The following is a 24,520-nucleotide window of genomic DNA, read 5'->3' as shown; positions in this document are numbered from 1 at the left end:
ACGCTGCCCTGTCACACGGCCCGTCACAGACCCCTCCCACGCTTGTCACGCTGCCCGGTCCGGCCCGTAATCCCGGGCCTGACTGAGCGTTTGGTCCTGTTTTTCGTGTTTGGTCCCCGGTCAGGTTCCGCGCCGGTTCAGGGTGGCTTCGCCGGTGTGTCTGCGGGCCATGAAGTCGATCACGGCGAGGTGGATCATGGCTTCGGGGCGGTGTGGGTGGCGTTCGTAGTCGCGGGCGAGGCGGCGGTGGTGCATGAGCCGGCCGATGCTGCGCTCGATGGTCCACCGTCTCGGGATGATCGTGAACCCGCGGGCGCCGGGCGGGCGTTGGACGGGGTGGACGTCGATGCCGAGGCGGGCTCCGTGGTCGACGGCGGTGGTGCGGTAGCCCGCGTCCACCCAGGCCTTCGTGATGTGCGGGTGGGCGGCGGCGATGCGGGACAGCAGGGTCACGCCGACTGCGGTGTCGGAGACGCCGGCTGCGGTGACCAGCACGGTCAGCAGCAGGCCGAGGGTGTCGCAGCCGAGGTGACGCTTTCGCCGGTGATCCGCATCCCGGCGTCCGTGCCCTGGTCCGCGAGGTGTACGTGGGCGGACGTCTTGATGGTCTGAGAGTCCAGCACGCAGGCCGACGGCTCCGCGCCTCGGCCCTCGGCTTCGCGGCCCACGCGCCGCAGCAGGCCGGTGAGCTGCTCGAACACCCCGTCCTGTTGGCATTTGGCGAAGTACCCGTAGGTCGTGGCCCAGGGCGGGGAAGTCGTGCGGGAGGTAGCGTCAGGGGATGCCGGTGCGGTCCACGTACAGGATGGCGTTCATGATCTGGCGCAGGTCGTGTTCGGGCGGTCGGCCGATGTCCAGCGCCCGGGCGTGGCGCTGGTCCCGCCAGGACGTCAGGACGGGCTCGATCAGGTCCAGCGCGCGTGCGACAGGTCGCTGGGATAGGGGCCGTGCGGGGTCTCGTTTGCGAAGTAGCCGGCTGCGGCCGACCCTACCAGCGGTCAAAAGGCGGCGCTCGGGGGCGTGTTGGGGGCAGACAGGAGCAGTCGGAACGAAGCGATTCCCAGGCGTCGCGGACGGGTCGACTGCCCCGTCAAGCACAGCGGCCCCGGCGCCGCAGGACTCTGGAAACGGCACCAATTCGACCGAGACAGGACCCAACGCTCGGTGAGCTTGTTCTTTATGGTCTGAGGTCGAAATGGGCCTCGAACTAGGCCGCTCACCTGGGAGTTCGCCGGACGCGAAGGCGGCCTTCGTCTGATCATGTGCTCCGACCAAGGTGCACCGACCAAGACGAAGGCCGTGAAGTGAGTCTGCTGCCTGACGCCGGTCCCGGGGAAGCGTTCGCGCAAGCGTCACGCTTCCGGGAGGACTTATTCGACTGCCTGACCGCGCGCGGGGACGAACTGTTCGAGCTCGTCGACGCGTTGCTGTGTGCGGACGGCCCGGTGACCTCGCCGGTGGACCTGACACTGGTGGCCGAGCACCGGCGCGGGCACGGCGCGATGTACGAGGCGCTGAACCACGGGAACGTGGACGTGCCCCGGCTGCGGCAGGTGCTGGCCGGTCTGCCGATGCCGCGCGCCGCCGACGGCCGCCTGGTCCTCGCCGTCGACATCAGCAACTGGCTCCGCCCCGACGCGCCGACCAGCGCGGACCGCCTGTTCTGCCACGTCTACGGCCGCAGCGGGCGAGCCTCGGACCAGTTCATCCCCGGCTGGCCGTACTCCTTCGTCGCCGCCCTCGAATCGGGCCGCACCTCCTGGTGCCAGCTGCTGGACGCCGTCCGTCTCGGTCCCGCCGACGACGTCGCCGAGGCCACCGCCGCCCAGCTCCGCCGGGTCGTCACCGACCTGATCGAGATGGGCCGCTGGCACGTCGGTGACCGCGACATCCTCATCGTTTTCGACGCCGGCTACGACGCTCCGCGCATGGCCCACCTCCTGGCCGGTCTCCCGGTCGAGGTGCTGGGACGGATGCGCTCCGACCGCGTCATGCGACGGCCGACACCCACGCTCAAGGAGTACGCCCTGGCCTATCCCCAGGGCGGGCGACCGCCGAAGCACGGCAAGGAGCTCCGCTTCGCCAAGCCGGAGACCTGGGGCGAGCCGGACGCGGCCACGACGCAGGTCACCGACCGGTACGGCACCGCCCGCGCGATGGCCTGGGACCGTATCCACCCCCGCCTGACCACCCGCTCCGCCTGGATCGACCACACCGGCGAACTCCCCATCATCGAAGGCACGCTGATCCGCCTCCAGGTCGACCGCCTGCCCAGCGGGGGCGACCCGCTCCCGCTCTGGCTCTGGTCGTCCGCCACCAGCCTGAACAGCGAGGACGTCGACGTCCGCTGGCAGGCATTCCTGCGCAGGTTCGACATCGAGCACCTCTTCAGGCTGATGAAACAGACCCTCGGGTGGACCCGGCCGAAGCTGCGGACCCCCGAGGCCGGCGAGCGCTGGACCTGGCTGATCGTCGCCGCGCACACCCAGATCCGCCTCCTACGCGGGGCCGCCGCCGACTTGCGGAGGCCGTGGGAGAGGCCCGCCGAGCCCGGCCGGCTCACCCCGGCACGAGTCCGCCGGGGGTTCCGGAACCTCCGCCCGCACCTGCACTGTCCGGCACGTGCGCCGAAACCCTCAACCCCCGGTCCTGGCAGGCCAGTTGCATCGAAGAATCAGCGGCCAGCCACCCGCTACGACGTGGGCAAGACCGTGAGACGCCCCGAGAGCATCATCGAACGAGACCGACTCAGACCATAAAGAACAAGGTGAGAAGCTGTGCCAGAACCTCTGATCTGTGACGTTCTGTAGCCAGGTGGTCGGTGACCTTGGCGGTGATGAGTCGTTGCGAAGACGTGTCTTACGGGCGCCTCGATTCAGCGAAGGCCTGCCACCCACCGGCCTGGACCTCACGGGCCTTGTCGAGATACCGGACATCACGAGTTCAACCTGAGTACTGGCATGGACAGCCAACAGCCGCATGTTGCCCAGTTTGCCGGACCACAGGGCCGCCTCTTCACTATGGACGGATTGCTCTGTACTAACGGTGCGAACGGTATGGAGGTTTGGGGACCTGAATCGGGGACCTGCGTTGCTGTGATTTCCGGGTTCGCGCGACTCATCAAAGCCACGACGCCAGCGAACTCCTTCAACTGCACAGTAACAAGGACACGGTGCGTGGCTGGCGCATCAAAAAGACACAGCCTCTCCGGGAGGTCTCCCACCTGGGAGACGGTCACTTATACCGGAGGTTGGCGAGTTACGGCGCCGGGCGCTGCCCTGGGTGAGGCGCGGCTCAGCCGGTCTGCTCGGCGCGGGTGTTGTATGCCTTGCGGGCTGCAAGGACCTCGGCCATGTGCTGCAGGGACCATTCCGTGAGCCCCCTGAGGGGGCCGCGCAGGGTGTGCCCGAGGGGAGTCAGCTCGTACTCGACGCGCACGGGCACTTCCGGGTGGACCGTTCGCAGGACCAGGCCGTCGCGTTCGAGGGCGCGCAGTGTCTGGGTGAGCATCTTCTCGCTGACCCCCGACAGGCGCTTGCGCAGCTCGGTGAACCGGGATGTCCCGTGCTCCCCGAGTTCGCCGAGAACGAGGATCGACCATTTGTCGCCGATCCGGTCGAGCAGGTCCCGTGACGGGCAGCCTCGCTCGTAGGGGTCCCAGGACGATGTCGCGTCGGTCACAGTCTCGACAGGGGTCACAGCTCCCGCCTCATTTCTTTCCTCCGGGTGGCCACCTTACCAAAAAGTGGCTACTTACCGATGGAGAGTTTCCAGGTCAGAGTGATGGCGGGCCGCGAAAGTCGCGGCGGAATGGGGAACCGAACATGTCTATCGCCGTCACAGGAGCCACCGGCCAGCTGGGCCGACTCACCGTCGAGGCGCTGCTGCGGCGTGGAGTGCCGGCCGCGGACATCGTCGCCACGGGCCGGGACACCGCCAGCATCAAGGACCTGGCCGACCGTGGTGTCGTGACCCGCCGGGCGGACTTCGCCGACCCCGACAGCCTTGCCGTGGCCTTCGCGGGAGCGGAGAAGGTACTGCTGATCTCGGCCTCGTTCCCGGTGGAGGATCGCCTGGCCCATCACCGCCGCGCCATCGACGCAGCACTGACCGCCGGGGTGTCCCTGATCGCGTACACGAGCATGACGCGGGCCCACACAGCCCGCACGATCCTCGCCGGCACCCACCGAGCCACCGAGGAGTACCTGCGTGAGCGGGACGCCCCAGCCGTGGTGCTGCGCAACAGCTGGTACCTGGAGAACTACACCGGCCAGCTGCCCCTGGCCCTCCAGCACGGCACTTTCCTCGGAGCGGCCGGGGAGGGCATGGTCAGTGCCGCGACCCGCGCCGACTACGCCGAGGCCGCCGCGGTCGTCCTGACCACCGAAGGCCACACCGGCGCCGTCTACGAGCTGGGCGGCGACCAGGCGTTCGCCCTGGCCGAACTCGCCGCCACCGCCTCCGCCGCGACCGGCACGCCCATCACCTACACCGACCTCCCCGCAGACGCGTTCGCCCAGGCCCTGACCGGCGCCGGCGTGCCCGCCGAACTGGCCCAGATCCTCGCCGACTCCGACCTCGGACTGAGCCGCGGTGAACTGTTCACCGACACCGGCGACCTGCGCCGCCTGATCGGACGGCCCACCGCCACCCTCGCCGACGCGATCACCGCCGCCCTGCGCTGACAGGTGACCCCGCCCGCGAACACCGAAGAAGACCACACCCTCTGTGAACGGCGTTTACGGGTCGGGGGCGTTGTGGCGGAGGGCGGCGGCGATGTTGGTGACGCCTGTCGGCTTCAGTGCGCCGTCGGCGAGGTTGCGTCAAGTGGCCATGACGCGCATTGCTTTGCTGGTCCTCAGTTGGGAGGCGTCCTCGGCGAAGGTGGTGCCCTGGACGTGGTGCAGGGCCTCTATGTTCCAGTAGTCGCGGATCGTCTGGGCGATCTGGGGCGGGCCGCCCGCTCGGTGGCGGCCGAGCTGGTGCTGCCCTTGCCGCCGGCTGAGCGGGAGGTCGTCGCGGACGGCCCGACAGCGCGGCCGCCCGGCGGCCGACCGATCACGCCGGGGTGAGCGCGTCGATGAAATCGCGGATCGCGCCGCGGTGGTCGTCCGGCCGCCAGGCCAGCGCCAGTTCGGCGGCGGACAGCCCGCGCACCGGGATGGTCACGATGTCCGGCCGCTGGTAGATGCGCGCGTTCCCGGCGGCTAGCAATACGATGCCGCTGCCCTCCTCGATGGCGGCGAACGTCTCGTCCGCGTTGGACACCACGGCGCCGATCCGGGCCGGGCGGCCGTCCCGCGCGGCCAGGGCCAGCCAATAGTCGCGCAGCGGGCCGGCGGATTCCGGAAGCGCCAGGAACGGCTCGTGTACCAGTTCGGCGAAGGCCACCTCGCGGCTGTCCGCCAACCGGTGGTCTTTGCGCACGGCCACCCAGCGCGGTTCCCGGACCAGCACCTGGATGTTGAAGGTGTCCTGGTTGGGCACGGGCAGCCAGACCAGCGCCACGTCCACCGCACCACCGGCCAGTCCTGCGGTGGCGTCCTCCCAGTTGATCTGTCGGACCTGCACCCGCCAGTCCGGTCGGCGCTGCGCGAAGTGCGCCCGGGCCCGTTGCAACAGGCCGCGGCCAATGCTGGTGGAGACGCCGATGGTGAGCACGGCCGCCGCGGCGGCGGCAGCGTCACTGACCGCGCGCTGCGCCTCCTCCCACTGCTGGATGATCTCTCGGGCACCGGGCAGCAGCGCCTGCCCGGCCGGGGTCAGCGACACGGCCTGCCGGCTCCGGTCGAACAGCCGCACTCGCATGCGCTCCTCCAGGTGCCGGATCTGTTTGCTCAGCGCCGGTTGGGAGACGAGGAGTCGTTCTGCGGCCCGGGTGAAGTTGAGTTCTTCGGCGATGGCAACGAAATATCGCAGATCCCGGATATGGGCATCCATAGCCGATGGTTATCACGGATGTTCTTGGACAGCCAGGCCGATCCTGCCGAACAATGGCCCTACCGGGGGACTTTTCCGGGACGCCCGGACAGGGCCATGGTGATGACCGCCGCGTATGGATCGATGGGGGTAGGGGTTCGTGGAACTGGGTGTGTACGGTCTGAGTGCCAAGGCGACGCTGGGGTCGGCCGACACGTCACGACTGGCCCGCCGGGCAGAGGAGTTGGGTTACCGTTCCTGGTGGGTGGGGGACCACGTGGTGCTGCCCAGCCCCCGGGTGCCCGACTCGCCGATGGCGCCCACCGACCCGATTCTCGACCCTCTGGTGCACCTGTCCTATGTGGCCGCGGTGACTGAGCGGATGGAGCTGGGCACCGGGATCCTCATCCTGCCGCAACGCAATCCGGTGGTGCTGGCCAAACAGGTCGCCAGCCTCGACGTGCTGTCCGAAGGCCGAGTGCTTCTCGGCGTCGCGCCTGGCTACCTTGAGCCGGAAATGGCCGCGGTGGGTGTGCGGCTTTCCGAGCGCGGCGGCCGCACCGACGAGTACCTGGACGCGATGCGGCAGCTGTGGACCGAGCCGGAACCTGCGTTCCACGGCCGGTACGCGAACTTCGAACGCGTGGACGCGCATCCGCGCCCGGTGCGGCCGGACGGCCCGCGGATCATGATCGGCGGGCACAGCCCGGCCGCGTACCAGCGGGCAGTCCTCAAGGGGCACGGTTGGATCGGCAACGGCAGCTCGCCAGAGGACCTGGTCACCCACCTCGAAGGACTGCGCAAGGCCGCGGCCACGGTGTCCCGGCCGGCCCAGCTGGGCCGGCTGGAGATCAACTTCATGCAGATCAATCCAGTCGAGGTGGACGCGGACAACGCGCTGCGCTACGCGGAACTCGGCGTCGACCGGCTGCTGGTCTACCCGCTGCCGCTCGAGGACCCGGTCGAGGTGGACGCGTTTCTGGAGATGCACGCCGATCTCCCTCGTTGACCCAGGACTTTGTCGTTCTCGCGATCGGCGCAGAATGATCACGTGAGCCCGACAGCAGTCGGAGGCCGGGTCATGTCCCGCCCGTGATGACGCAGGCCTCGGCGATGTTGTCCCACCCGGCCAGGCGGAGCGCGCCGATGGCCAGATTCGGCGGGGGCGCCATCACCCGCGGTGCGCCGCCGGTCCGCACCCGTGAGGCGTCCTCGCCGAACGTCACATCCCTGACATGGTGCTCACGGTTGTCGGATAGGGGGCGCCGTTTTCCGGCGCCCCCCTCCTCAGAACCGTGTTTGCCACTCGTCGCGGCACACGGCTCAAACCGAACTGGTCACCGCCCGCGGGCAGAAGGCCCAGCGCCTGGAGAAGGAGCTGGAGGACACGGGGATGAAGCTCTCCTCGGTGCTCTCCGACATCACCGGGCCGGCGGCCGGGCGATCCTGAGCGCGCTCATCAACGGTGATCGCGACCCCGAGGCACTTGCCGAACTCGCCGTCCGCCGGGCCCGCAGCAAGATCCCGGCGCTGATCGAGGCCCTGGACGTGCAGTTCACCGAACACCACGCGCTCATGTGCCAGCACTACCTGGAGGAGATCGGCCACCTCACCTGCGCGGCCGACCGGATCGATGCCCGGACCGCCGCGCTACTCGCCCGCCTGGGACACGACCAGAACGTGGCCGGCCTCGACACCGTCCCCGGCATCGGCCCCGCGGCCGCCCCGATCATCATCGCCGAAACAGGCGGTGACATGGCACAGTTCGCCACCGCCGGCCACCTCGCCTCCTGGATCGGAGTCTGCCCGGGGACGAACGAGTCCGCCGGTGTCAACAAGTCCGGCCGCATCCGGCAGGCCAACAGCAACCTCAAACGCGTACTGGGGGTTGCCGCGATGGCGGCGATCGGGAACAAGGACTGCCACCTCGGCGCCTACTACCGGCGCATCGCCGTCCGGCGCGGTCGGCGGCGCCCCCAGGTCGCCGTGATACACAAGATCGTTACCGCGATCTGGCCCATCCTCCGCAACAAGACCACCTACCAGGACCTCGGCGCCGACTACTTCACCCGCCGCGACCCCGAACGCGCCATGCGACGCATGACCAAGGAAGCCAACCGCCTCGGACTAACCGTCAGGTTCGACCCCATCCCAACGGCCTGACCCGCACGCACTCTTTTTTTCGGACCAGAGTCAAGCTCAGCCGATCGAGGCGTTTGACTGCGAACCCAGGGTTTCGGCTCCCACGACAGTGAACCCAGTCGTGCGGGGTGAGCACGCTGGGGTGTTGATGGCCGTCCCGGATCGCGCCGGGCGATGCCGAAGCATTCGAAGAGTTTTCGGTGCCGAATAGGCAAAGGAGCCTGACCCTGCACGACCCGTTCCGGACTGGAAAGTGCGCTACGAGCGGTCGGATCGGAATCACGCCGGCTGGGTGAGGGCGGCCGCCAGGTGGGCCATGCCGTACTCGTAGGCGCTGTCCACGTCGCCGCCGAGGTTGAAGGCGGCGGCCAGTTCCATGCTGATGAAGCCGTGTGCCCAGGCGGTCATTGTGCGGGCCGCCTCCAGGGCTTGGGCGGGTCCGACCAGATCGGCGGCTGTCTGCAGGACAGGGTCCGCCACGCGGGCCAGCAGGGCGGGGTCGGGCCTGGTCGGGGCCGGGGTGTTCGCGAAGATCAGGTGGTAGGCGGCCGGGCGAGCGTGGGCGAACGCCCGGAAGGCGCGGAGCAGACCCGCCAGCCTCTCGCGGGGCTGGGGGGCCGCCGGGACGGCATGAAGCTGCTTCTCCAGGTCGAGGAGGGTGGCCTCGGTGACGAGGCGGACGAGGGCGTCGCGGTTGCGGACCCGCTTGTAGAGCGAGGGGGCGCGCACGCCGACCCGGTCGGCGACCGCCTGCATGGTCAGCTGTGCGAGCCCCTGCGACTCCAGGATGTCGCGGGCTGCTTCGACGATGACTTCGAGCGAGGTGCGTTCGGGCGTCGGCATGCATTCTCCTTCCGGCCGGTGCGATCTCGTCTTCATTATAGCTATGGGCCGTAGCCATGATAGCTATGTATCGTAGCCATCGTCGCGGAACAGCGAGGAGAAGGATCATGAGACTCGATCAGCACCTGCATCGCATCGGGAACGACATGGTGGCGGTCTATATGGTCGTCACCGGCGACGGCGTGACGGTCATCGACGCCGGGCTGGCCGGCCATTGGCGGGAGCTGACCGCCGAGCTCGCCGCCCTGGGCCGCACTCCGGCCGACATCCGCGGCGTCGTGCTCACCCACGGCGACACCGACCACCTCGGCTTCGCGGAGCGGCTCTGCCGCGACCACGGAGTCCCGGTCTTCGTCCACAGCGCCGACGCCGCGCGCGCCCGGGGCGAGGTCAAGGTCAAGAACAGCTGGGGGCACGCCAGGCTCGGCGCCACGGCCGGCTTTCTCTGGTACGCCAGCCGCAAGGGCGGCCTGCGCACGACGTACCTGACCGAGGTGTCGGAGGTGGCCGACGGCGACGTGCTCGACCTGCCAGGCGCGCCCCGCATCCTGGGGTTGCCGGGGCACTCGCCAGGCAGCATTGCTGTTCATGTGCCCGAGGTCGATGCGGTGTTCGTCGGCGACGGCCTCACAACCCGGCATGTACTCACCGGACAGCGCGGGCCACAGCCGGCTCCATTCACCGATGACCGGGAGCAGGCGCTGGCGTCGCTCGACCGGCTCGGGGACGTGCGGGCGAAGTGGGTGCTGCCGGGGCACGGCACGCCCTGGAACGGGGGCGTGCAGGAGGCGGTCCGCCAGGTCCGGGCCGCGGCACAACCCCAGTAGCGTCCGGGCGTGAAGCCGAACCTGTGCCACGGCGTCCCGGACGGATTATCGGTAGTTCGATTAATCCGGCGATGGCCTGGGTTGACGGCAGGTGAGGTTGGTCGTAGGCCGGTGGGAGGAGTCAACCACCGTACCGGGGGCTGAAGATGACTGCCCGCCGTCCGTGTCCGCCCGCGCCGCGGCCGTTGGAGGAGTACGCGGCCTGCTTCGACGACTTCTTCTTCAGCCTGGCGCAGCGGCGCGGGTTTCGCGAGTACCTGACCGGGCTACTGGCGCCGCGCGAGCGGACAAGACGATCACCTGCCTGGCAGGGGCGGAGCCGGTGGCCGGTGCGGGGATGCCGGGGGCGCAGCGGCTGCAGTTCTTCCTGTCCGAGTCCCCTTGGGAGGCCGAGCAGGTCAACGACCGGCGGCTTGAGCTGCTGCGCGAGCAACTGGCGACGGCTCCGCACGATGGTGGGGTCATCGTCATCGACGACTCCGGGGACCGCAAGGACGGCACAGCAACCGCGCACCGGGGGCCGGCAATGGCTGGGCCGACTGGGCAAGACGGACAACGACATCGTCACGGTGACCACGGTGTGGACCGACGGCCGCGTGTACTACCCGCTGCATACGCCCCTACACGCCTGCCCACCACTTCGCCCGCGGCCGGTCTGGTCCGGCCTTCCGCACGAAACCGCAGCTGGCCGCCGCTCTCGCGGCCCGCGGCAAGGAGGCGGCTTCGGCTGCCGGGCGGTGGTCGCCGACTGCGCCTACTCCGTCAGCGACGACTGGTACTTCGCGCTGCGCGAGGCCGGGTTGGCCTATGTGGTGGCGTTCAAGCCGCGCAACGGTGTCTGGGCCCCGGTCGACCAGCCGCACACCCCCATCCAGGCCGCACAGGCCCTGGCCTGGAGGAATGCCAAGCGTCCCGGCGCCTGGACGCCAGTCGAGCGCCACTTCCGCGACGGGCATACCGAGACCTGGTGGGCCGCCGACGCCCGCCTGGGCGGCTACGGCCCCCACTCACCCTGCGGGCTGGTCGCGGCCACCACCAACCCAGCCCGCCTGCCGGAAAAGGCCACCTGGTACCTGGCCACCAACCTGCCCCACCCCGACACACCCCACGCCGCCACCAGTCCTCACCCGCCAGCCGACCTCGCCGAGGTGGTCCGTCTCTATGGATTGCGGCCGTGGATCGAGCAGAGCTACAAGCATGTCAAGGACGAACTGGGCTGGGCCGACTTCCAAGTCCGCTCCGACCGCGCCATCCGCCGCCACCAGACCCTGGTCAACTGCGGCATCTCCTTCGGGTGTAGCTCCAGCTCTGGGAAGTCCGTGGGTCAGGCCGTGAGTTGGTAGTTGTGCTGGCCGGGGGTGGGGTAGAGACGTTCGTGCTCCCGGGAGAGGTGGCAGGTCCAGTACGCGTTGAAGTCGTCGTTGTCGTTGAGGGCGCGGAGTTTGAGGACGGCTTCGGCGCCGGGCAGGCCCCAGCGGGCGCCGGTGATGTCGAGGCGGTCGCCGATCATTATCTGAACCAGCACGAATCCCACTCAGTCGCCTTGAGCGGGCTGTGGTCCAGCCTTCGGGGTAACGGTGTGCGGGGCGACGTCGTGGAAGCGGGGCATTCCGAGGTCAGTGGTCCGGCGTGCTGACTCCTCGAGTTGGGCGATCTTGTTGTTGTCGGCGGAGAGGCTGACGTTGAGGCCGTCGGCCTCGCCCGACGCACTGCGGCCGTCGACCTCGGCATGCCCACCTTCGCTGACATCGCCGTCCGCACTACATCGGCCGACCCGCACCAGCCCTGATATCCGTAGTCGCCGAGAAGCCGCACCGCCTACGCTCCATCACATGCGCACCGTTTTCGTGTTCCCCGCAGGTGAGCGAACTGAGACCATCGCCCTACTCGATCAGCACCTGCCCCAGCAGCGGGATTCGTGGACTCTGGACGGCAACCTCTACATAGACATCGACGATCAGCAGACCGGCTACCTCTTCTCCGACTGGGATTCCGGTGACGTGGCGGTCCTTGAAGCGGCCGTCGGACACCACCCCACCTGGGCAGTACAGATCGACATCTCCGGGCGTATCGACGGCACCGCAGAGGTTCACCAACTGGTCGCGCTGCTGCTTGAGCATGGAGGCGTGGCCACCGACGACTTCTCCGCCCATCCCTGGACTCTGCGCGAAATCCAGTCCGGAACCGTGATCGACGGCCTGCGCTTCTTCGACTTCCGTACCGCGTACGAACTCCACCGCGAGCACTGAGACGACGGACTCGATCAGCACTCAGGCAAGTTCAGAGATCGCTCGTGAGACCGGACTGGACCGCAAGACGGTACGCAAGTACCTCGCGGGTCCGGCGACACCACCGCGCCGTTCGGCCAGTGGCCAGGTGGTGCCTAGGAAGATCGACGAGTTCGCGCCGCTGGTCGACGCGATGCTGCAGGCCGAGATCCTGATGAAGGCGTCGGTGATCCACGAACGACTGACCGCGGAGTACGGGTTCACCGGCAACTATCAGCGCGTCAAGCTCTACGTTCAGCAGGCCCGGCCCAGGATCGCCGAGGAACTGGGCATCACGCCGAAGGAGTTGGCGGGTCTGCACCGCCGCTTCGAGGTCATCTCCAAGCGCTACGAGGAGGGCTCCATCATCCTGACCTCGACAAGACCTTCAGCAAAGCGCACATGTTCCGGCGAACCACCCGTGCCAGGTGCCGCCGAGATTCATCAGGTTCAGCCCGGATGCTCGGGGCGGAGAAGCTGGTGAACCTCCGAGGCGAGAGCCGCCATCTGCTCACCGGCCTCCAGCCACGTGGTGATCGAGGCTTCCCAGCTGTCCGTCGGGCCCCGCCAGGGACGGAGCGTCCAGGTCAACGCGACATGGCCGCCCGACCTGAAGGTTGCCGTGACCGTGAGGTCGCGGTCGTTGGTCTGCCAGACGCGCTCGCCGTCCCAGCCGCGGAAGTCCGCGGCCAGTTGGGCCAGGAACGGTGCGAGGTCGGCATCCCAGATCCAGGCGGTCACCCCGTCGACGCGGGCCTTCAGCCCTGGTGCGTCGGCCTCGACCGTGTAGTACACGCCGTCGGGGTCATCGCGCACGGGGTCGGACAGCCGCACGCGCACATCCCGGTTGATGCTGCAGCGGATACTCACCGTCTGTGGCTCGTCGGGGGCGGCACCTTGGGAGTTCACGTGCCGAACGGTAGCCGTCCTCCATGTTCGCCGTCACCGCGATTCCTGCGGTGGCAGCCGGCCCGGGTCCACGCGGTCGGCTAGGACTCCAGTTGTACTGCTCCATTTTCCCTGGCCAGCATGCTTGTTTCGAGTCTAGTGGGCTGACGATGCGTCAGGGTGGTGGTGGTTCGTGACCCACCCGATCGGGGTGCGCGCGGCGCTGGTAGTGGCAGTGGCGGGCGACGGCTTGGTGGCGTCGGCGCCAGGGTGACCAGTGGAGCCGGTGTCCTGGCCGCTGTAGCCGGGCTGCGGGGGAATGGGCAAGATCCAGGAGCCGTCGCACTTCCGCCATGGTGAGGGGAACGAGGCTGCTCGGACCGTTTCTGCCCCCTTTTCGAGGGCGTGGGCGGCCATCGCGGCCAGGAATGTGTGCGCGAGCATGGCCAGCGTGATGTGGTGGTACCAGCCCACATAGCGGCGGACTTCGAACTGGTCCAGGCCGGACTCGTTCTTCGCGGCCTGGAAGCACTCCTCGATGGTCCATCTGGAGCCGGCCACGCGGACCAGTTCGCAGACCCTTGCCTCCGCGGGGGCGAAGGCAAAAGGCAGTAGGCGATCTCCTCGGGGCGGGCCAGGCTACGGCGGGCCAGCACCCAGCGGTGATGCGCGGGCGCCTCGCCGTTCGCGTCGTCGGCGGCAGGAAGCCTGGCTGCGGCCCAGTCGTAGACCCGAGGCCCCTTCGCGCCGTCCCCACACGAGATCCGCTCCCATGCGTCCCCCGGGGCACCGGCCAGAACATGGTCGATGCGCCAACTCCCCGCAGGGGACTTGACCCGCTGCGACTTGGGAGCCGCCGGAACATAGCCCACACCTGCCTCAACCAGCATTCGCCGGAAGCCCCGTTCCTGGCCATAGGCCGCATCAGCGGTCACCCAGGCGATCAGCAGCGCGGAGTCGAGCGCCCACAGCACCATCGCACGTGCCAGTTCGGGCCTCGTCGCAAAAGGTCTGCCCTCAGGAATTCTCGCCTCGCGACACCGATCACGGTCATCGGTCCAGGACTTGGGCAGATGCAGCTCCCGGTCGACCAAGGCCCGCCCCCTTGCCGAGGCATAGGCTGCGAACACGCCGATCTGGCAGTTCTCGGGGTGAGTGTAAATGTCCAACACCCGAGGGCGGCGGGTGCCGCAGGTTCGAATCCTGCCGGGGCACAACGGGTTGCCGCTTTGACCTGGGGATTGTCCCCTGGGAGGGCTCCCATTCGGCCTCGGACTCCTCGTCCGGAGCCGTTTGCGTGAGTGGTGCGTGAGCGGACGGAGAGTTGATCTCCGGAATGTCCCCAACGCATCAGCATCATCCGGTAGGGATGCCCCCTGGAATCCGTCTACCGGTCAGGGGGCTTGGCGGGTCCACCTCATGGGTTGTACGGCGTGTGCGTGATGGAGGAGATCTTGAGGTAGCGGGCTCCGTCAGCGGTGGCCCAGGTGGAGGAGTCCGGGTTGCCAGGCCAGTCACCGCCGACCGCGATGTTGGCGATGAAGCGCAGCCCCGTCCCGGCCGGAGTCCTGTACCAGGTGGTGCCCGTGATGGCGCCGTCCACGGCGAAGTCGATGTGGTCCGGGAACCAGCTGAACGAGTACGTGTGGTACGAGTTTGTCCAGCCGGAGGAGTTCGTCCTCGAGAACTGCTGCTGAGCGTTGTTGACGTCGTGGGACGTTTGGTAGACGACACCCGGGTTCTGTCCCACGATCTCAGCGGCGTCGAACTCGGGCAGCCACGGATTCAGGTACGCCGCCCATACCGCCGGCAGCAGTCCCCGTCCGTTGGGCATGTTTGCCGTGAAGCTGTATGTGCCGTACCCGTACCGCGCCGTCGACTCCACACGGCCTGAGTAGTAAACCCCGCCCCCGGCGTTGTACGCCTTGATCACCAGAGTGTTGCCCTCGTACCAGACGCAGTCCGGCCGGTACGTCTGCAGCTCGTTGTTGGCGGTCCACCTCGCGTTGATCTTGTTCCAGGAGTTGACGGTCACTGGGGTACCCCAGGATGCGGCCCGTGCGGTCTGCGCACCTAGCAACAGCGCGGGAGGCACGGCCAGTGCGGCACCGAGTATGCGTCTGCGGCTCGGCCTGCGAGACGGAGGGGTCATCGCTGCTCCATTGCTTGGATGAACGAAGGGTGGTGGGAGCGATCCCATGCTCCACTTGCCGCTGGACTGTAAGAGTCTGTTTGACCTTTGACAAGATGTGCCGCGTAGATCGATGCATTCCTTTGGTAGTTGAACGATCCAGGTGGGCAGCCGACCCTCTGGCGATCGCAAGCCATCCGGCGATTCCGGCGGAGCCACGCCGGTCGCGCCGACCTGGCCTCCACTAGGGCCCTGACGTTGTTCAGCGGGCTCTGGCACAGACCTTGGGGAGCGGTCGCGGAGCGTCACTACGGCGTTCGAATGTGGTGGGCTGCATTTCCGTGGGACCGCGTGCGCCGAGCCCCGAACAACGTTTGCTGACGCTCCATCAAGTCGACGCGGAGCTACGCGCTCCGGGGCGGCCGCCAGTGACGGTGCCAGTCATGCAGACCGACGCACTTCGAGGCCGAGCTGGTCGAGTTCAACGGCGAGAACAACCACGTCCACCTGCTCGTGAACTTCCCGCCGAAGGTCACCGTGTCCAAGCTGGTCAACAGCCTCAAGGGCGTCTCTTCCCGGCGGCTGCGCCAGGAGTTCCCCGTCCTCGCCCGCCACTCCTGGCGGGCACAACGCCTCTGGTCCGGCTCGTACTTCGCCGGTTCCGTCGGCGGCACACCGCTCAGCATCGTGAAGCAGTACATCGAGCAGCAGAACCGGCCGCTCTGACCTGGGCCGAGGTGAACAGTGCGGATCCGTGCACAGGGGTCAGAGCAACTCTCAGACTCGCTTCACCACCGGGCTGAATAGCCCGGTGCACTGCGAATAATTCCGGTAGCTTGCGAGCGCGGCGGCCGCAGTCACCTGGCGTGGCCCGACACACCGTCGCTGGCCGCCCTGGCTCCGTCCGTGCGCACCGTCGCCGGGTGGATCACCCGCCACCCCGACACCCATGCGCTCGGCACAGGCAGGTGTGGTCACGAAGATGCTGATGCCCCTCGACAGAACCGTCGCCGCAGCGCTTCGCGCCTACCAATCCGCGCGAGCCGATCTGCCGCATGATCGGGCAAGCCCACTCAGCCAGCAGCGGCTCGACGACGCCGCCTACACACTCTGCGTTCTCATGGGTCAACGCAACGCTGCCGACGCCGTGGCCCAAGCAGAACGCGTCCTCGACCGGGTTTCGGCCGAGGACGGGCGGCGCCGGCTTGGACAAGATCGGATCGTCACCCGCTGACGTCGATGCCGACCCCGCATCCAACGGCCTCCGCGGCCCTCAGAGCGGGAGAGCGGGCCTATACTCGTTAGTAATAAGGGCACTGTCCAAGCCATTGAGCGGGGCAGCGCAGACCGTCGTGCCGACTCCGCTGGTCCTACCAGATGCGGGGGGTGTGCCATGCGAGTCGTATTGTTCCAAAAGGTGGCCAACATGATCTCCGACGTGCCGGACGAGGCGCGCGATGAGATCATTATGCTCCTCGATGCCGTGAGCGAAGACACGTCTACCCAGGCCCCGAACCTGGCTGCGGCATTCGGCGAGTGGTGCTGGCTCGTCTACACGGCCCAAGGCAACGTGATCGAAATACTGGATGTTGGCTGCGCACGGTAAGCCGAGATCCGTTGGCTGTCTCCTTCCTTGCCTCGGCACACAAGGTGCGGCCGAAGCTATCCGCACCGCGCCCAGGGGTAACGGGGGATTGTGGGGTGGGGCCGCGGCACTCGGGCAAGGCCGGGCGGCGGGCTTCAACGGGGGAGAGTCACGGTCAAGCCGCTCATGGCGCTTCGGCGGTGCGCAGGGAACCCGGCGTCGGTCCGTCGGGCAGGGCCGCGGCGGAACTCTGGAGAGGATAGGTGCGGTCTCGCCGCGGGGCGAATACCGGTGTACGTCGGCGCCGGGACGCTCGGTGCCGCAGGCGTACTGGAGTCACCCGTGCCCTCACGGGCGCAAAAAACAGTCCCCGGTAGTGCTGCGCGTGTCCTGAAGCTCCAGTCGTCACTGTTGCCTCGGTATCGCGCCGGCTTGCCGGGGGCCTAAGCCACATCCTGTCCGAGTCGCTCCGCCGACTAGACGTCCTCACCGACTTTGTGACTCTTCCGGTGTTGTGACCTAGAAACCAGGATGCATGTTGTGCGCATCAAGTCAAGAGGGGTTAGGTAAATTCTTTGAGGGTCTGGAGCTCGCCGCAGCCCCGTGGGGTGCCCATTCCATCGAGTCCGCCGCGAGACCCGCCGCGTGACGCGATGTCGTCCATGGGCGCCGGGTTCTCGGTGGCGACGTCGAGGTCCTGGCTGGGACGGTTCACGAGACGGTGAGCCCGCACGGCGTATCCGCCGGTGAGGACCAGCGGATACGGGGCGCCGAGAGCGATCACGTCCGCCAAGAGCCGCGAGTGCAGCTCGGGCATACCCGTCACGCGGCTGCCCGGGCACGAGAGGCGAGAAGAGGGAACGCGTCTTCCCACACCATGCGCAGCACCGGCCACGGCTGCAGAAGCACCTCCTGGTCGAGGTAGCGAGGCAGGTCTCCACGCAGGCCCTCGTGCAGGACGGTGCGGTACAGACCCATCCGCTGGCGAGGCTTGCTCATATCGAACGAGGTCATCCCAGACCACGCCACGTGCAGAGGCAACTCCACCACACCAGACGTCGGCCCGCGCAGTTCGTCCAGCGACGTCGGAAGACGCCGGCGAAACTTCTCCCGGTACGGGCAGGTGAGCGACCCTGGCGCGTGCGCAAGGGGATGCGGCTGGCAGATTTCGCGCCTCATTGTTCTGCACGCGATGCGCTGGCCGGACGAGGGCCGCGCCTTTGCCGGCCTGTACCCCCGGCGACGGATGCCTGACGCGAAAGTCGGGCCCGCACCGGCCTGATGCTGCAGGCCTACGCGAAGCTGGCAGCAGCCGCGTGATCTGACCCGAGCACCACAGGTGACCACCCTCGTCGGCCGTGCAGGCGCTCTACCCGCTCGCACGGCGGCGCGGGCGGGCCTGAGGCCACCCGGGGGCCGCCCGCGCCGGGGGCCCTGCACCCGGCCCCGGCCGGGCCAGTTTCATGATCCAACACGATGCGCAGCACGCATAGATCGGTGTTATGAGGACGGGGCTGGAAGACCGGGTGAGGTCGGCGGTGGCGGCGCTCCTGTACGCGACCGGTGACTCGCAGTCCGTTCTGGGTGCGGTTCTGGGGATGGGCCAGGCCCAGGTGAGCCGTCGTCAGCGCGCCGTGACGGCCTGGACCCTGGCCGACTACGAGCCGGTCGCCGCGTACTACGGCATCGATGTCTTCGACCTCGTGGAGGGACCCGCCCGGGCCGTGGAGGCACTGTCCGCCGTGCGCCGCTGTGCGCTGGGCCGGCCAGGCCGACCCCGGCGTCCTGCGGCTGACGGGGACACCATGCCGCCGGGCGGGGAGCGGCGCGCCCTGCGGGAGGAGCTGAACCTCTCGCAGGCCCGCCTGGTGCGGGCCCTGGGCGTCAGTGGCTCCACGGGCGGCGGCTGGGAGGCAGGGCGGGTGCCGAGCGGTGAGGCGAGAGTGAAGTACGGGTACTTCCTCGAGGGAGCCAGGGCTCGGCAGGGCTGCCGGGGCGGCCGGGCGGAGCCACCCGGCGAACCCGAACCCGGGGGTGAGGTTGTCACGGACGCGGAGCAGGCGGCAGGCCACCCTGTTCGCAGGCGTCTGACCGGCAAAAACGCCCGCCCGGAAAAGATCTTGGGCGGAGGGTGACGGAAACCGGGCTGCTGCTCCGTCATCACTTGCAAGCCGGGGTTTGCGCCCCGGCCCACCGGACTCGGTGCCTTCTCTGGGACACGGGGCCCGAGCCGGTCTTACCGAGAAGGGGGCCGTCGATGGAGATCGGCGACCACTTCGAAGACCCGCGGGAGGACAGGAGGCGCTCAGTGTCTCCGTTCACCGGTGGGTCCCCAGACCCGGAAGCCACGCCGGGCCTGAACTCTGGTCGGGAGCAAGCCACTTCTGCCACAGAGGCGATATCCCCGGAAGCCTGTGCTGATTTCGTTATGTACTGCGAAGAGTGCACGGACAGTTTTATCAGGGTCGCTCACCGGATCACTGGCAGCCTTTGGGATGCGCAGGATGCGGTCCAGGACGTATTTCTGAGGTTCTGGAAGAAATGGCGCCCGATCCGGAATTCAGGATTCGCATTTTAAGTAACCGGGGCTACGCGTACAGGTCGATCGCCCATGCGGCTGTCGACATGATCCGTAGCGGAAAGTCCCGGAGGGAACGAGAAGAAGAAGATGCCAGGAAAGTAATCGTCGGGACCGACGAATACTCGTACGTCGAGGACGATGACAGCTATAACAGGATGCTTGATGTCCTGCAGACCTTGAATCCGACTTGGCGTCTGGTCATCCACCTGCGCTACGCGCGGGAACTCAAGAGCGCAGAGGTAGCAGCGGTCCTCCGCATCTCGGAGGCAACTGCGCGCCGCTACGAGAAAAGAGCCCTCAGGGCTCTTGAGGAAGCCTGCAAGAGGAACTGAGAGAAGGGAGGAAGCCATAGTGAACGTCGCAGAACAGCTCACCTTGGCACTCGACTCCCGATCTTCCTCAGGCGACCGACCCGACCCCGAGCAATTCCTTGACGAGTTCTTCTCGAGGATAGGGATTGCTCGGGGCACGGCAGCCTGCGGTGCAGCCAGTATCAGGGGCTGCCCGCAGCCGGCCGGGGCCGAGGAAGACAGCCAGGAGGCATGGCTTGTCCCTCCGAAACCGGAGGACCTCCTGGAGGAGTTGCGGGGCCTTCTCCCTGCAGCTGTGTCGGACGAGGATCAGGAGAAGGGGAAGGGAGGTGTCTTCAGGAGGATTGCGGAGATCGTTGAGCAGGTAGACGACGAAACAGCAGCATTCGTGTGGTGGCTCCACGCGGCACATGCTGGCGACGAAGTGGCCGTCGAGATCGTCGATGAGCTTGCCCTCGATCCGTCTGTCGGACGACCCAGCGTTCTGCAGAGCATCCACCGGCTTCAGAACTCGATACGCTGAAAATTTCGGCACGGCAGTCCGGCTTGCGGCACTCGACTGGCCACAAGTCTGGACAGTGGAAAGAACACAGTGTTCAATCAGCGCTGCCCGAGGACCTAGTTACTCCCGTCAGGCAGTGAACCGATTGTTCGGGGGTACGTCGAACTCTGATCTCGGCTATCGGGGGCATGGCCTTCTAGGGGGAAGGCCGGATCTAGCCAGCCAACACGTTTGGAGATCGACGTAACACAGAGGGCCTGGACATCACGAGGGGTGATGTCCAGGCCCTTCACAATTTTTGACTCTGCTGAAATATTTCAGCCCACGGCTCCGTCCTCGTAGCGAGACCGAGGAGGAGTACATGAGCTATGCGACAAATAATTCCCCACGAGAGCGGAGGCGGTTTCGATGACACTGCTTCTTGTCGTTGCTCTCGCACTCGCAGGCGGGGGTGTTCATATCGCCTACCGAAATCCGCGGATGGGAGCAGCCATCCTGGTGGGGCTCGGCATCCTCACCGCGCTCTATCTTGTCTGGGAGAAAGACCCGGGCGTCCTGCAGACAGGCGTGCCGCCGGTGCCGGCCCCGGCTGCGACCCCGCCCGCCGGCCAACTGCAGATACCGGCCCCCGCCCCATCCTCAGTTCCCTCCAGGCCGACCACCGGTTAGGCGTGCCCTCTCGTGGAACCAAGGTCACGACACGTCACATCTTGCCGGACCGCCTGCTTCGGTCCGCCCGCGCAGGACGGTCCGGCGGCCGTTGGGGGACGGCCTCAGCGATGCCTCCTGCGCTCTTGCCCTGGCTCTTCGGGAGCTGTTCGAGGGCATGCAGGTGTCCGTGCGCCGGTGTGCGGGGCGGCACCGGCGTGATCCGGGAACGTTCTCGCGTTACCTGAACGACATCCGCCTGCCCCCGTAGCAGGTGATCACCGACCTGTTCGCGGATCTCGCCGAGGACCACGGGACCGCGGTGACCACCGAGGCGATCGAGTTCGTGCGGGGGCTGCACGGGTCGGCCGTGGACGCCGCGTCCTGTCCCAAGCACGCGATGGAACTCCTGGAGCAGCAGCTGGCCGACGCCGACCGCATCTCGCGGCGGTCCAGTGTCCGCGGCGACGTCCTGGGCGACGCGCTCTTGGACCGGACGCAGCACATCGCCGATCTGGAGACGCGGCCCGACCAAATGGAGGCCGACCGCAGTGCGGAGCAGCGGCGGGCGGACGCGCTCGCCGCGGCCGGCCCCGACATCTCCGGCCTCCTGCAGGAGCGCAACGTGCTGCAGCCGGAGGTGGAGCGGCTCGGAGAGGACCGCAAAGGGGCGCGGGCCCAGCGCCCCGCGGCGGAAGACCGCTGCAATCTCCTCGAACGCCAGCTGGAGGCTGTGGAGAGGCCCGCGCCCCCGCTGCCCGCCGCACCGCACGGCATGCCCAAGGTCCTGATCGTCGGCGACCAGCCGGACGACCGGCTCGCGATGACCGCGGTCCTGGCGACGCTCGATCAAGAGCTCGTCACCGTGCCCTCCGGGCGGGAGGCACTCAAAGCACTCCTGGACCGCGACGACTTCGCGGTCATCATCATGGACGTGCAGATGCCGGAGATGGACGGCTACGAGATCTGCGCCCACATCAAGCACCGTCCCCGCACCCGGGGCCCTCGCCTCCGTCGAGCAACCCCCGGACGGCGTCGTTGAATCCCGCCGTGTCGGTCAAGCCGAAGGCCACACGCTGGAGCAGGAATCCGTGCAGCAGACCGATCAATACCCGTGCGCCGCTCTCCGGCTCCACGGTTTGGACAGCGCCCGCCGCTTGTCCGCGGCGCAGGGCGGCGGCGAGGCTGCGACGGACCCTTTCGAAGCCCTCCAAGGCGCGGGCGTGCAGGCCGTCGTTGCGCAGCAGTTCCGACCAGGTCTGCACGACGCACTGCAGCAGTTCCTCGACCGGCACCACCTGCCCTGCGGCGTCCGTGACGGTCTCGGCACTCAGTACCTGAAGGGAGGCGGCGACCAGGTCGCCGACGGAAGGGGCGTCAGCGGCCACGGCCACCCGCTCCATCGGCTCGAAGATCAGCCGGAAGGCGTCCGCGGCGATGGCCAGGATGATCTCCTCCTTGCTCGCGAAGTAGCGGTAGGGGGCACCCGCAGAAACACCGGCTGCGGCGGCGATGTCCGGCATCGAGGTCTGGTGGAAGCCGCCCCGCGCGAAACACCGACGCGCTGCCGCCATGATCTCCGCACGCTTGGCTTCCCGACGCTCGGGCGTGATGCGCGGCATGGGCGACCTCCCTCAAAGCGAATGATCGTTCATCTTGACATGGAACCATATCGGGCCCATCGTAAAAATGAAAGGTCATTCACGTAAGCGAGGATCTTGATGAGCATCGAGCTGACCATCGGCACCTACCGCTACGAGCACACCGAGGCGCTCTTCGACGGCCGCGTGAAGATCGACGGGGTGGAGGCCACCCTTGAGACGGAGCCCCTGGTCTCGGACCTCTTCCGGCACATGCTCGAAGGCCGCTACGCCATAGCGGAACTCGGCTTGACCTACTTTCTGCGTACCTTCGACCTGGACGACGCGCCGTTCATGGCGCTGCCGATCTTCCCGAACCGCAACTTCCGGCACTCCGCCATCTTCGTGAACGCCGAAGCGGGAATCGAGAAGCCGCAGGACCTCGCCGGCAAGACACTCGGCGAGTTCGCGCTCTTCGGACACGACGCCGGCGTCTGGCCCAAGGGCATCCTGTCGGACGAGTTCGGCGTGACCGTCGACCAGTGCCGCTGGGTCATCGGCGGCACCAACCATCCCATCCCCGCGTTCGACTGGCTCCCGCAGCCGGTGCCGGACGGCGTGCATGTGCGGCACGCCGACGACGGCCAGACCCTCGGCGCCATGCTCGAGTCCGGAGAGATCGACGCGCTCATCTCGGTCGACGTGCCCCAGGCCATGTTGCGGGGATCGGCGAAGATCGTCCGGCTCTTCCCCGACTATGAGAACGTCGAGCGCGACTACTACCGGCGCACCGGGATCTTCCCCCCGATGCACATCGTCGCGGTCCGCAAGGACCTGGTGCACCGTTCCGATGATCTGCGCTCGGTCTACCGCGCCTTCCTCCAGGCCAAGAACCTGGCCGAACGCACATACATCGAGGACGCCCCGAAGCAGCACATGAGCCTGGTGACCCCCTGGTTCAGCAGCCTGTTCGAACACAACCGCAGCCTGCTCGGCGAGGACTGGTGGCCCTACGGCCTGCGCGCGAACCGCAAGGCGGTCGACACCTTCCTGCGCTACCACCACGAGCAGGGCCTCTCCAAGCGCCTGCTGACCAGCCGCGACATCTTCATCCCCGAGTTCCTCGACACCTAGTCGCACCGATCAGGGGACAAAAGCACCCACCAGCCCCGCAAGAATTCCGTGTTCCACCGCGACGCCTTGGCCATCAACTGAGACCCCTACAGGGCGGCATGGAAGCCGGCTGCAAGCCTGCGGGCCCGATCCTTGCTCCGCACGCCGTGCAGCATGAAGTACACCGGACCTGCCTGATCCACGCCGGCCTTCGGCTCGCGGCCCAGGTGGACGATGGCGGCCCGCAGGGCGTCGTTCACGGCGTCGTCGGCGGTGTGAAAATCGGCCCACCTCTCGCCTACAGGGATGAGAGACAGGCATCAACAGGTGGGACTTGCCGGCGCCGGAGTCGCCGAAGGCGCCCGACAATCAGCCCCGCCAGAGCCGGAATGGCCGATCGTACGGATGCTCGGTTGCCGCTGGCAGATTGTGCCATGCATGTCCGCAGGCGCCTTTGCAGTACGTCTCGCGGCGGCGAGTATCAGCAACGGCGAACACGGAGGCGAGGACGCGGAACGCCTTGACATGTTCGGCGGCGGGGAGGCCCGCGAAGCCGTAGCGGGGCGGGTCCATGCAGATCATTACTGAGGGGTTGGCCGTGGGCTTCACACCGGACCGCGCCACCCCCGCACGGCCGTCCGCAGTTGTAATGTGCGCCTGCATCGCATAGCCAGCGACTTCCTTCAGAACTTCCTGCTGGCGTGTTGGGACGAGGCCGGAGAACCAGCCCACACCATCGTCCAACGTGCAGAGTCCCTGGGCGATCTCGTTGACGACCCGCTCGGTCTCGCGCCGGAAGGTGCGGCCGTCGTCGCTGCTCGGTTCGGTCATCGCTTGATGATTTCACGACGCCGGTTCCGGGCGAGGGCCGGTATCCGCACCCGAGACAGCGCGGGCGGAAACCGGGAACGGTCCGCTGCCGCGATCTGGCGGTGCCGCAGGACTCCCACGTCGCGGCTCGCCGTGCGCCAGCACTTGAAGTCACTCCGAAACGACTCCCGAAGAAGAGGACCTGGAAGTTCCCCAGCGCATCGTCGGGTAGGACGGGCAACAAATCGGTCACCGGACCGAGCATCGCGGCAGTCCCGAATCGGCACGTACAGCCCGACTTTTGCTTTCGAACGGGTCTTCCTTGCCGACCGGGCTCCTCTTGCCTGCCGGCTGGTATCCCGGTCCGATGTAG

At 67.7% G+C, this 24,520-nt stretch carries 28 protein-coding genes and 7 pseudogenes; 18 read left to right on the top strand and 17 right to left on the bottom strand.

Annotation, left to right across the window (positions count from 1 at the left end; genetic code table 11):
- Nucleotides 1-120: 120 nt before the first annotated feature.
- Nucleotides 121-717 carry a transposase gene (locus ACFY0P_RS50920; RefSeq protein ID WP_388929323.1) on the bottom strand — a complete coding sequence of 199 codons (597 nt, stop codon included), beginning with the start codon at nt 715-717 and terminating at the stop codon, nt 121-123.
- A gap of 57 nt (nt 718-774) precedes the next feature.
- A complete protein-coding gene (locus tag ACFY0P_RS50915) occupies nt 775-1,002 on the bottom strand; it encodes a transposase (protein ID WP_388929322.1) in 228 nt (75 codons plus the stop codon).
- A 302-nt stretch (nt 1,003-1,304) separates the two neighbouring features.
- Between ACFY0P_RS50915 and ACFY0P_RS50910 the strand changes: the two genes are divergently transcribed.
- Nucleotides 1,305-2,759 (top strand): NF041680 family putative transposase, encoded by a 1,455-nt coding sequence (locus ACFY0P_RS50910; RefSeq protein ID WP_388929321.1) that lies wholly within the window; start codon nt 1,305-1,307, stop codon nt 2,757-2,759.
- Nucleotides 2,760-3,294: 535 nt separating this feature from the next.
- Here ACFY0P_RS50910 and ACFY0P_RS50905 read toward each other — a convergent pair.
- The gene (locus ACFY0P_RS50905; protein ID WP_388929320.1) at nt 3,295-3,681 is read right to left on the bottom strand and encodes a winged helix-turn-helix transcriptional regulator; all 387 of its coding nucleotides are present in this window, start codon (nt 3,679-3,681) and stop codon (nt 3,295-3,297) included.
- 143 nt (nt 3,682-3,824) lie between these two features.
- On the opposite strand from ACFY0P_RS50905, the gene ACFY0P_RS50900 reads away from it, so the two are divergent.
- Complete coding sequence (locus ACFY0P_RS50900; protein ID WP_388929319.1) at nt 3,825-4,685, top strand: SDR family oxidoreductase; 861 nt, start codon at nt 3,825-3,827, stop codon at nt 4,683-4,685.
- Between the two features lie 373 nt (nt 4,686-5,058).
- Here ACFY0P_RS50900 and ACFY0P_RS50895 read toward each other — a convergent pair whose 3' ends face one another.
- The gene (locus ACFY0P_RS50895) at nt 5,059-5,940 is read right to left on the bottom strand and encodes a LysR family transcriptional regulator (RefSeq protein WP_388929318.1); all 882 of its coding nucleotides are present in this window, start codon (nt 5,938-5,940) and stop codon (nt 5,059-5,061) included.
- Nucleotides 5,941-6,079: 139 nt separating this feature from the next.
- Between ACFY0P_RS50895 and ACFY0P_RS50890 the strand changes: the two genes are divergently transcribed.
- Nucleotides 6,080-6,928: an LLM class F420-dependent oxidoreductase gene (locus ACFY0P_RS50890; protein ID WP_388929317.1), complete on the top strand. Its 849-nt coding sequence runs from the start codon at nt 6,080-6,082 to the stop codon at nt 6,926-6,928.
- Between the two features lie 70 nt (nt 6,929-6,998).
- Here the strand turns inward: ACFY0P_RS50890 and ACFY0P_RS50885 are convergent, their stop codons facing one another.
- Both ACFY0P_RS50885 and ACFY0P_RS50880 read right to left on the bottom strand, forming a co-directional pair.
- Nucleotides 6,999-7,145, bottom strand: coding sequence for a hypothetical protein (locus tag ACFY0P_RS50885; RefSeq protein ID WP_388929316.1), 147 nt, complete (start codon nt 7,143-7,145; stop codon nt 6,999-7,001).
- Nucleotides 7,146-7,242: 97 nt separating this feature from the next.
- Nucleotides 7,243-7,527, bottom strand: a complete 285-nt coding sequence (locus ACFY0P_RS50880) for a hypothetical protein (protein ID WP_388929315.1) — start codon at nt 7,525-7,527, stop codon at nt 7,243-7,245.
- Between ACFY0P_RS50880 and ACFY0P_RS50875 the strand changes: the two genes are divergently transcribed.
- Nucleotides 7,495-8,082 (top strand): transposase, encoded by a 588-nt coding sequence (locus ACFY0P_RS50875; protein ID WP_388929314.1) that lies wholly within the window; start codon nt 7,495-7,497, stop codon nt 8,080-8,082. The two genes, ACFY0P_RS50880 and ACFY0P_RS50875, sit on opposite strands and share 33 nt — an antisense overlap.
- 258 nt (nt 8,083-8,340) lie before the next feature.
- On the opposite strand, the gene ACFY0P_RS50870 is transcribed toward ACFY0P_RS50875, so the two are convergent.
- The gene (locus tag ACFY0P_RS50870) at nt 8,341-8,904 is read right to left on the bottom strand and encodes a TetR/AcrR family transcriptional regulator (RefSeq protein WP_388929313.1); all 564 of its coding nucleotides are present in this window, start codon (nt 8,902-8,904) and stop codon (nt 8,341-8,343) included.
- A 107-nt stretch (nt 8,905-9,011) separates the two neighbouring features.
- Between ACFY0P_RS50870 and ACFY0P_RS50865 the strand changes: the two genes are divergently transcribed.
- The 3 genes and pseudogenes from ACFY0P_RS50865 to ACFY0P_RS50855 all read left to right on the top strand — a co-directional run bounded on the left by ACFY0P_RS50865 (nt 9,012) and on the right by ACFY0P_RS50855 (nt 11,074).
- Nucleotides 9,012-9,731: an MBL fold metallo-hydrolase gene (locus tag ACFY0P_RS50865; RefSeq protein WP_388929312.1), complete on the top strand. Its 720-nt coding sequence runs from the start codon at nt 9,012-9,014 to the stop codon at nt 9,729-9,731.
- Nucleotides 9,732-10,068: 337 nt separating this feature from the next.
- A pseudogene (locus tag ACFY0P_RS50860) lies at nt 10,069-10,197 on the top strand (hypothetical protein); the annotation flags it as partial.
- The gene (locus ACFY0P_RS50855) at nt 10,184-11,074 is read left to right on the top strand and encodes a transposase (RefSeq protein ID WP_388929311.1); all 891 of its coding nucleotides are present in this window, start codon (nt 10,184-10,186) and stop codon (nt 11,072-11,074) included. The pseudogene ACFY0P_RS50860 and the gene ACFY0P_RS50855, both read left to right, overlap by 14 nt.
- On the opposite strand, the pseudogene ACFY0P_RS50850 reads toward ACFY0P_RS50855, so the two are convergent.
- Nucleotides 11,056-11,241 (bottom strand): annotated as a pseudogene (locus ACFY0P_RS50850) (ISKra4 family transposase); the annotation flags it as partial. The gene ACFY0P_RS50855 and the pseudogene ACFY0P_RS50850 overlap by 19 nt on opposite strands.
- Nucleotides 11,242-11,563: 322 nt before the next feature.
- Between ACFY0P_RS50850 and ACFY0P_RS50845 the strand changes: the two are divergent.
- Complete coding sequence (locus ACFY0P_RS50845; protein WP_388929310.1) at nt 11,564-11,980, top strand: hypothetical protein; 417 nt, start codon at nt 11,564-11,566, stop codon at nt 11,978-11,980.
- A 31-nt stretch (nt 11,981-12,011) separates the two neighbouring features.
- Nucleotides 12,012-12,338 (top strand): annotated as a pseudogene (locus ACFY0P_RS50840) (IS21 family transposase); the annotation flags it as partial.
- A gap of 110 nt (nt 12,339-12,448) precedes the next feature.
- On the opposite strand, the gene ACFY0P_RS50835 reads toward ACFY0P_RS50840, so the two are convergent.
- The 4 genes and pseudogenes from ACFY0P_RS50835 to ACFY0P_RS50820 all read right to left on the bottom strand — a co-directional run bounded on the left by ACFY0P_RS50835 (nt 12,449) and on the right by ACFY0P_RS50820 (nt 14,921).
- Nucleotides 12,449-12,907 carry a DUF6228 family protein gene (locus ACFY0P_RS50835; RefSeq protein WP_388929309.1) on the bottom strand — a complete coding sequence of 153 codons (459 nt, stop codon included), beginning with the start codon at nt 12,905-12,907 and terminating at the stop codon, nt 12,449-12,451.
- A 135-nt stretch (nt 12,908-13,042) separates the two neighbouring features.
- On the bottom strand, nt 13,043-13,447 hold the full coding sequence (locus ACFY0P_RS50830; protein WP_388929331.1) for a hypothetical protein: 405 nt from the start codon (nt 13,445-13,447) through the stop codon (nt 13,043-13,045).
- A gap of 323 nt (nt 13,448-13,770) precedes the next feature.
- Nucleotides 13,771-14,016: pseudogene (locus ACFY0P_RS50825) on the bottom strand (transposase); the annotation flags it as partial.
- Between the two features lie 287 nt (nt 14,017-14,303).
- Complete coding sequence (locus ACFY0P_RS50820; RefSeq protein WP_388929308.1) at nt 14,304-14,921, bottom strand: family 16 glycosylhydrolase; 618 nt, start codon at nt 14,919-14,921, stop codon at nt 14,304-14,306.
- A 549-nt stretch (nt 14,922-15,470) separates the two neighbouring features.
- Between ACFY0P_RS50820 and tnpA the strand changes: the two are divergent.
- The 3 genes and pseudogenes from tnpA to ACFY0P_RS50805 form a co-directional block, all read left to right on the top strand.
- Nucleotides 15,471-15,743: pseudogene (tnpA, locus tag ACFY0P_RS50815) on the top strand (IS200/IS605 family transposase); the annotation flags it as partial.
- Nucleotides 15,744-15,966: 223 nt separating this feature from the next.
- On the top strand, nt 15,967-16,251 hold the full coding sequence (locus ACFY0P_RS50810; protein ID WP_388929307.1) for a DUF5133 domain-containing protein: 285 nt from the start codon (nt 15,967-15,969) through the stop codon (nt 16,249-16,251).
- A 192-nt stretch (nt 16,252-16,443) separates the two neighbouring features.
- Nucleotides 16,444-16,623, top strand: coding sequence for a hypothetical protein (locus tag ACFY0P_RS50805; RefSeq protein ID WP_388929306.1), 180 nt, complete (start codon nt 16,444-16,446; stop codon nt 16,621-16,623).
- A gap of 589 nt (nt 16,624-17,212) precedes the next feature.
- On the opposite strand, the pseudogene ACFY0P_RS50800 reads toward ACFY0P_RS50805, so the two are convergent.
- Together ACFY0P_RS50800 and ACFY0P_RS50795 are read right to left on the bottom strand one after the other, a co-directional pair.
- Nucleotides 17,213-17,419: pseudogene (locus ACFY0P_RS50800) on the bottom strand (hypothetical protein); the annotation flags it as partial.
- A gap of 5 nt (nt 17,420-17,424) precedes the next feature.
- Nucleotides 17,425-17,781 (bottom strand): hypothetical protein, encoded by a 357-nt coding sequence (locus tag ACFY0P_RS50795; protein WP_388929305.1) that lies wholly within the window; start codon nt 17,779-17,781, stop codon nt 17,425-17,427.
- Nucleotides 17,782-18,104: 323 nt separating this feature from the next.
- Between ACFY0P_RS50795 and ACFY0P_RS50790 the strand changes: the two genes are divergently transcribed.
- From ACFY0P_RS50790 to ACFY0P_RS50770, 5 genes and pseudogenes are all read left to right on the top strand, one after another.
- Nucleotides 18,105-18,737, top strand: a complete 633-nt coding sequence (locus ACFY0P_RS50790) for a helix-turn-helix domain-containing protein (RefSeq protein WP_388929304.1) — start codon at nt 18,105-18,107, stop codon at nt 18,735-18,737.
- 122 nt (nt 18,738-18,859) lie between these two features.
- Nucleotides 18,860-19,180: an RNA polymerase sigma factor gene (locus ACFY0P_RS50785; RefSeq protein ID WP_388929303.1), complete on the top strand. Its 321-nt coding sequence runs from the start codon at nt 18,860-18,862 to the stop codon at nt 19,178-19,180.
- Nucleotides 19,144-19,515 (top strand): RNA polymerase sigma factor, encoded by a 372-nt coding sequence (locus ACFY0P_RS50780; RefSeq protein WP_388929302.1) that lies wholly within the window; start codon nt 19,144-19,146, stop codon nt 19,513-19,515. Before ACFY0P_RS50785 ends, ACFY0P_RS50780 begins: the two co-directional genes overlap by 37 nt.
- Nucleotides 19,516-19,534: 19 nt before the next feature.
- Complete coding sequence (locus ACFY0P_RS50775; RefSeq protein WP_388929301.1) at nt 19,535-20,017, top strand: hypothetical protein; 483 nt, start codon at nt 19,535-19,537, stop codon at nt 20,015-20,017.
- A 739-nt stretch (nt 20,018-20,756) separates the two neighbouring features.
- Nucleotides 20,757-21,644: pseudogene (locus ACFY0P_RS50770) on the top strand (PleD family two-component system response regulator); the annotation flags it as partial.
- Here the strand turns inward: ACFY0P_RS50770 and ACFY0P_RS50765 are convergent.
- Complete coding sequence (locus ACFY0P_RS50765) at nt 21,622-22,218, bottom strand: TetR/AcrR family transcriptional regulator (protein ID WP_388929330.1); 597 nt, start codon at nt 22,216-22,218, stop codon at nt 21,622-21,624. The pseudogene ACFY0P_RS50770 and the gene ACFY0P_RS50765 sit on opposite strands and share 23 nt — an antisense overlap.
- 147 nt (nt 22,219-22,365) lie before the next feature.
- On the opposite strand from ACFY0P_RS50765, the gene ACFY0P_RS50760 reads away from it, so the two are divergent.
- Nucleotides 22,366-23,358 (top strand): 4,5-dihydroxyphthalate decarboxylase, encoded by a 993-nt coding sequence (locus ACFY0P_RS50760; RefSeq protein ID WP_388929300.1) that lies wholly within the window; start codon nt 22,366-22,368, stop codon nt 23,356-23,358.
- An 86-nt stretch (nt 23,359-23,444) separates the two neighbouring features.
- On the opposite strand, the gene ACFY0P_RS50755 is transcribed toward ACFY0P_RS50760, so the two are convergent.
- A complete protein-coding gene (locus ACFY0P_RS50755; protein ID WP_388929299.1) occupies nt 23,445-23,597 on the bottom strand; it encodes a hypothetical protein in 153 nt (50 codons plus the stop codon).
- 109 nt (nt 23,598-23,706) lie between these two features.
- Nucleotides 23,707-24,168, bottom strand: coding sequence for a DUF5958 family protein (locus ACFY0P_RS50750; protein WP_388929298.1), 462 nt, complete (start codon nt 24,166-24,168; stop codon nt 23,707-23,709).
- Between the last annotated feature and the right edge of the window lie 352 nt (nt 24,169-24,520).

The sequence above is a fragment of the Streptomyces sp. NPDC001714 genome (assembly GCF_042892755.1).
Classification (GTDB): domain Bacteria; phylum Actinomycetota; class Actinomycetes; order Streptomycetales; family Streptomycetaceae; genus Streptomyces.
This window is presented reverse-complemented; position numbering and strand designations above follow the sequence as displayed.

What these genes read in the sequence shown, in the direction of transcription:
- ACFY0P_RS50920 (WP_388929323.1), bottom strand. Translation starts at nt 717, where the DNA reads ATGCCAACAGGACGGGGTGTTCGAGCAGCTCACCGGCCTGCTGCGGCG.
- ACFY0P_RS50900 (WP_388929319.1), top strand. Translation starts at nt 3,825, where the DNA reads ATGTCTATCGCCGTCACAGGAGCCACCGGCCAGCTGGGCCGACTCACC.
- ACFY0P_RS50895 (WP_388929318.1), bottom strand. Translation starts at nt 5,940, where the DNA reads ATGGATGCCCATATCCGGGATCTGCGATATTTCGTTGCCATCGCCGAA.
- ACFY0P_RS50875 (WP_388929314.1), top strand. Translation starts at nt 7,495, where the DNA reads ATGTGCCAGCACTACCTGGAGGAGATCGGCCACCTCACCTGCGCGGCC.
- ACFY0P_RS50870 (WP_388929313.1), bottom strand. Translation starts at nt 8,904, where the DNA reads ATGCCGACGCCCGAACGCACCTCGCTCGAAGTCATCGTCGAAGCAGCC.
- ACFY0P_RS50865 (WP_388929312.1), top strand. Translation starts at nt 9,012, where the DNA reads ATGAGACTCGATCAGCACCTGCATCGCATCGGGAACGACATGGTGGCG.
- ACFY0P_RS50855 (WP_388929311.1), top strand. Translation starts at nt 10,184, where the DNA reads ATGGTGGGGTCATCGTCATCGACGACTCCGGGGACCGCAAGGACGGCA.
- ACFY0P_RS50845 (WP_388929310.1), top strand. Translation starts at nt 11,564, where the DNA reads ATGCGCACCGTTTTCGTGTTCCCCGCAGGTGAGCGAACTGAGACCATC.
- ACFY0P_RS50810 (WP_388929307.1), top strand. Translation starts at nt 15,967, where the DNA reads ATGCGCTCGGCACAGGCAGGTGTGGTCACGAAGATGCTGATGCCCCTC.
- ACFY0P_RS50805 (WP_388929306.1), top strand. Translation starts at nt 16,444, where the DNA reads ATGATCTCCGACGTGCCGGACGAGGCGCGCGATGAGATCATTATGCTC.
- ACFY0P_RS50795 (WP_388929305.1), bottom strand. Translation starts at nt 17,781, where the DNA reads ATGAGGCGCGAAATCTGCCAGCCGCATCCCCTTGCGCACGCGCCAGGG.
- ACFY0P_RS50790 (WP_388929304.1), top strand. Translation starts at nt 18,105, where the DNA reads ATGAGGACGGGGCTGGAAGACCGGGTGAGGTCGGCGGTGGCGGCGCTC.
- ACFY0P_RS50785 (WP_388929303.1), top strand. Translation starts at nt 18,860, where the DNA reads ATGGAGATCGGCGACCACTTCGAAGACCCGCGGGAGGACAGGAGGCGC.
- ACFY0P_RS50780 (WP_388929302.1), top strand. Translation starts at nt 19,144, where the DNA reads ATGGCGCCCGATCCGGAATTCAGGATTCGCATTTTAAGTAACCGGGGC.
- ACFY0P_RS50765 (WP_388929330.1), bottom strand. Translation starts at nt 22,218, where the DNA reads ATGGCGGCAGCGCGTCGGTGTTTCGCGCGGGGCGGCTTCCACCAGACC.
- ACFY0P_RS50760 (WP_388929300.1), top strand. Translation starts at nt 22,366, where the DNA reads ATGAGCATCGAGCTGACCATCGGCACCTACCGCTACGAGCACACCGAG.
- ACFY0P_RS50750 (WP_388929298.1), bottom strand. Translation starts at nt 24,168, where the DNA reads ATGACCGAACCGAGCAGCGACGACGGCCGCACCTTCCGGCGCGAGACC.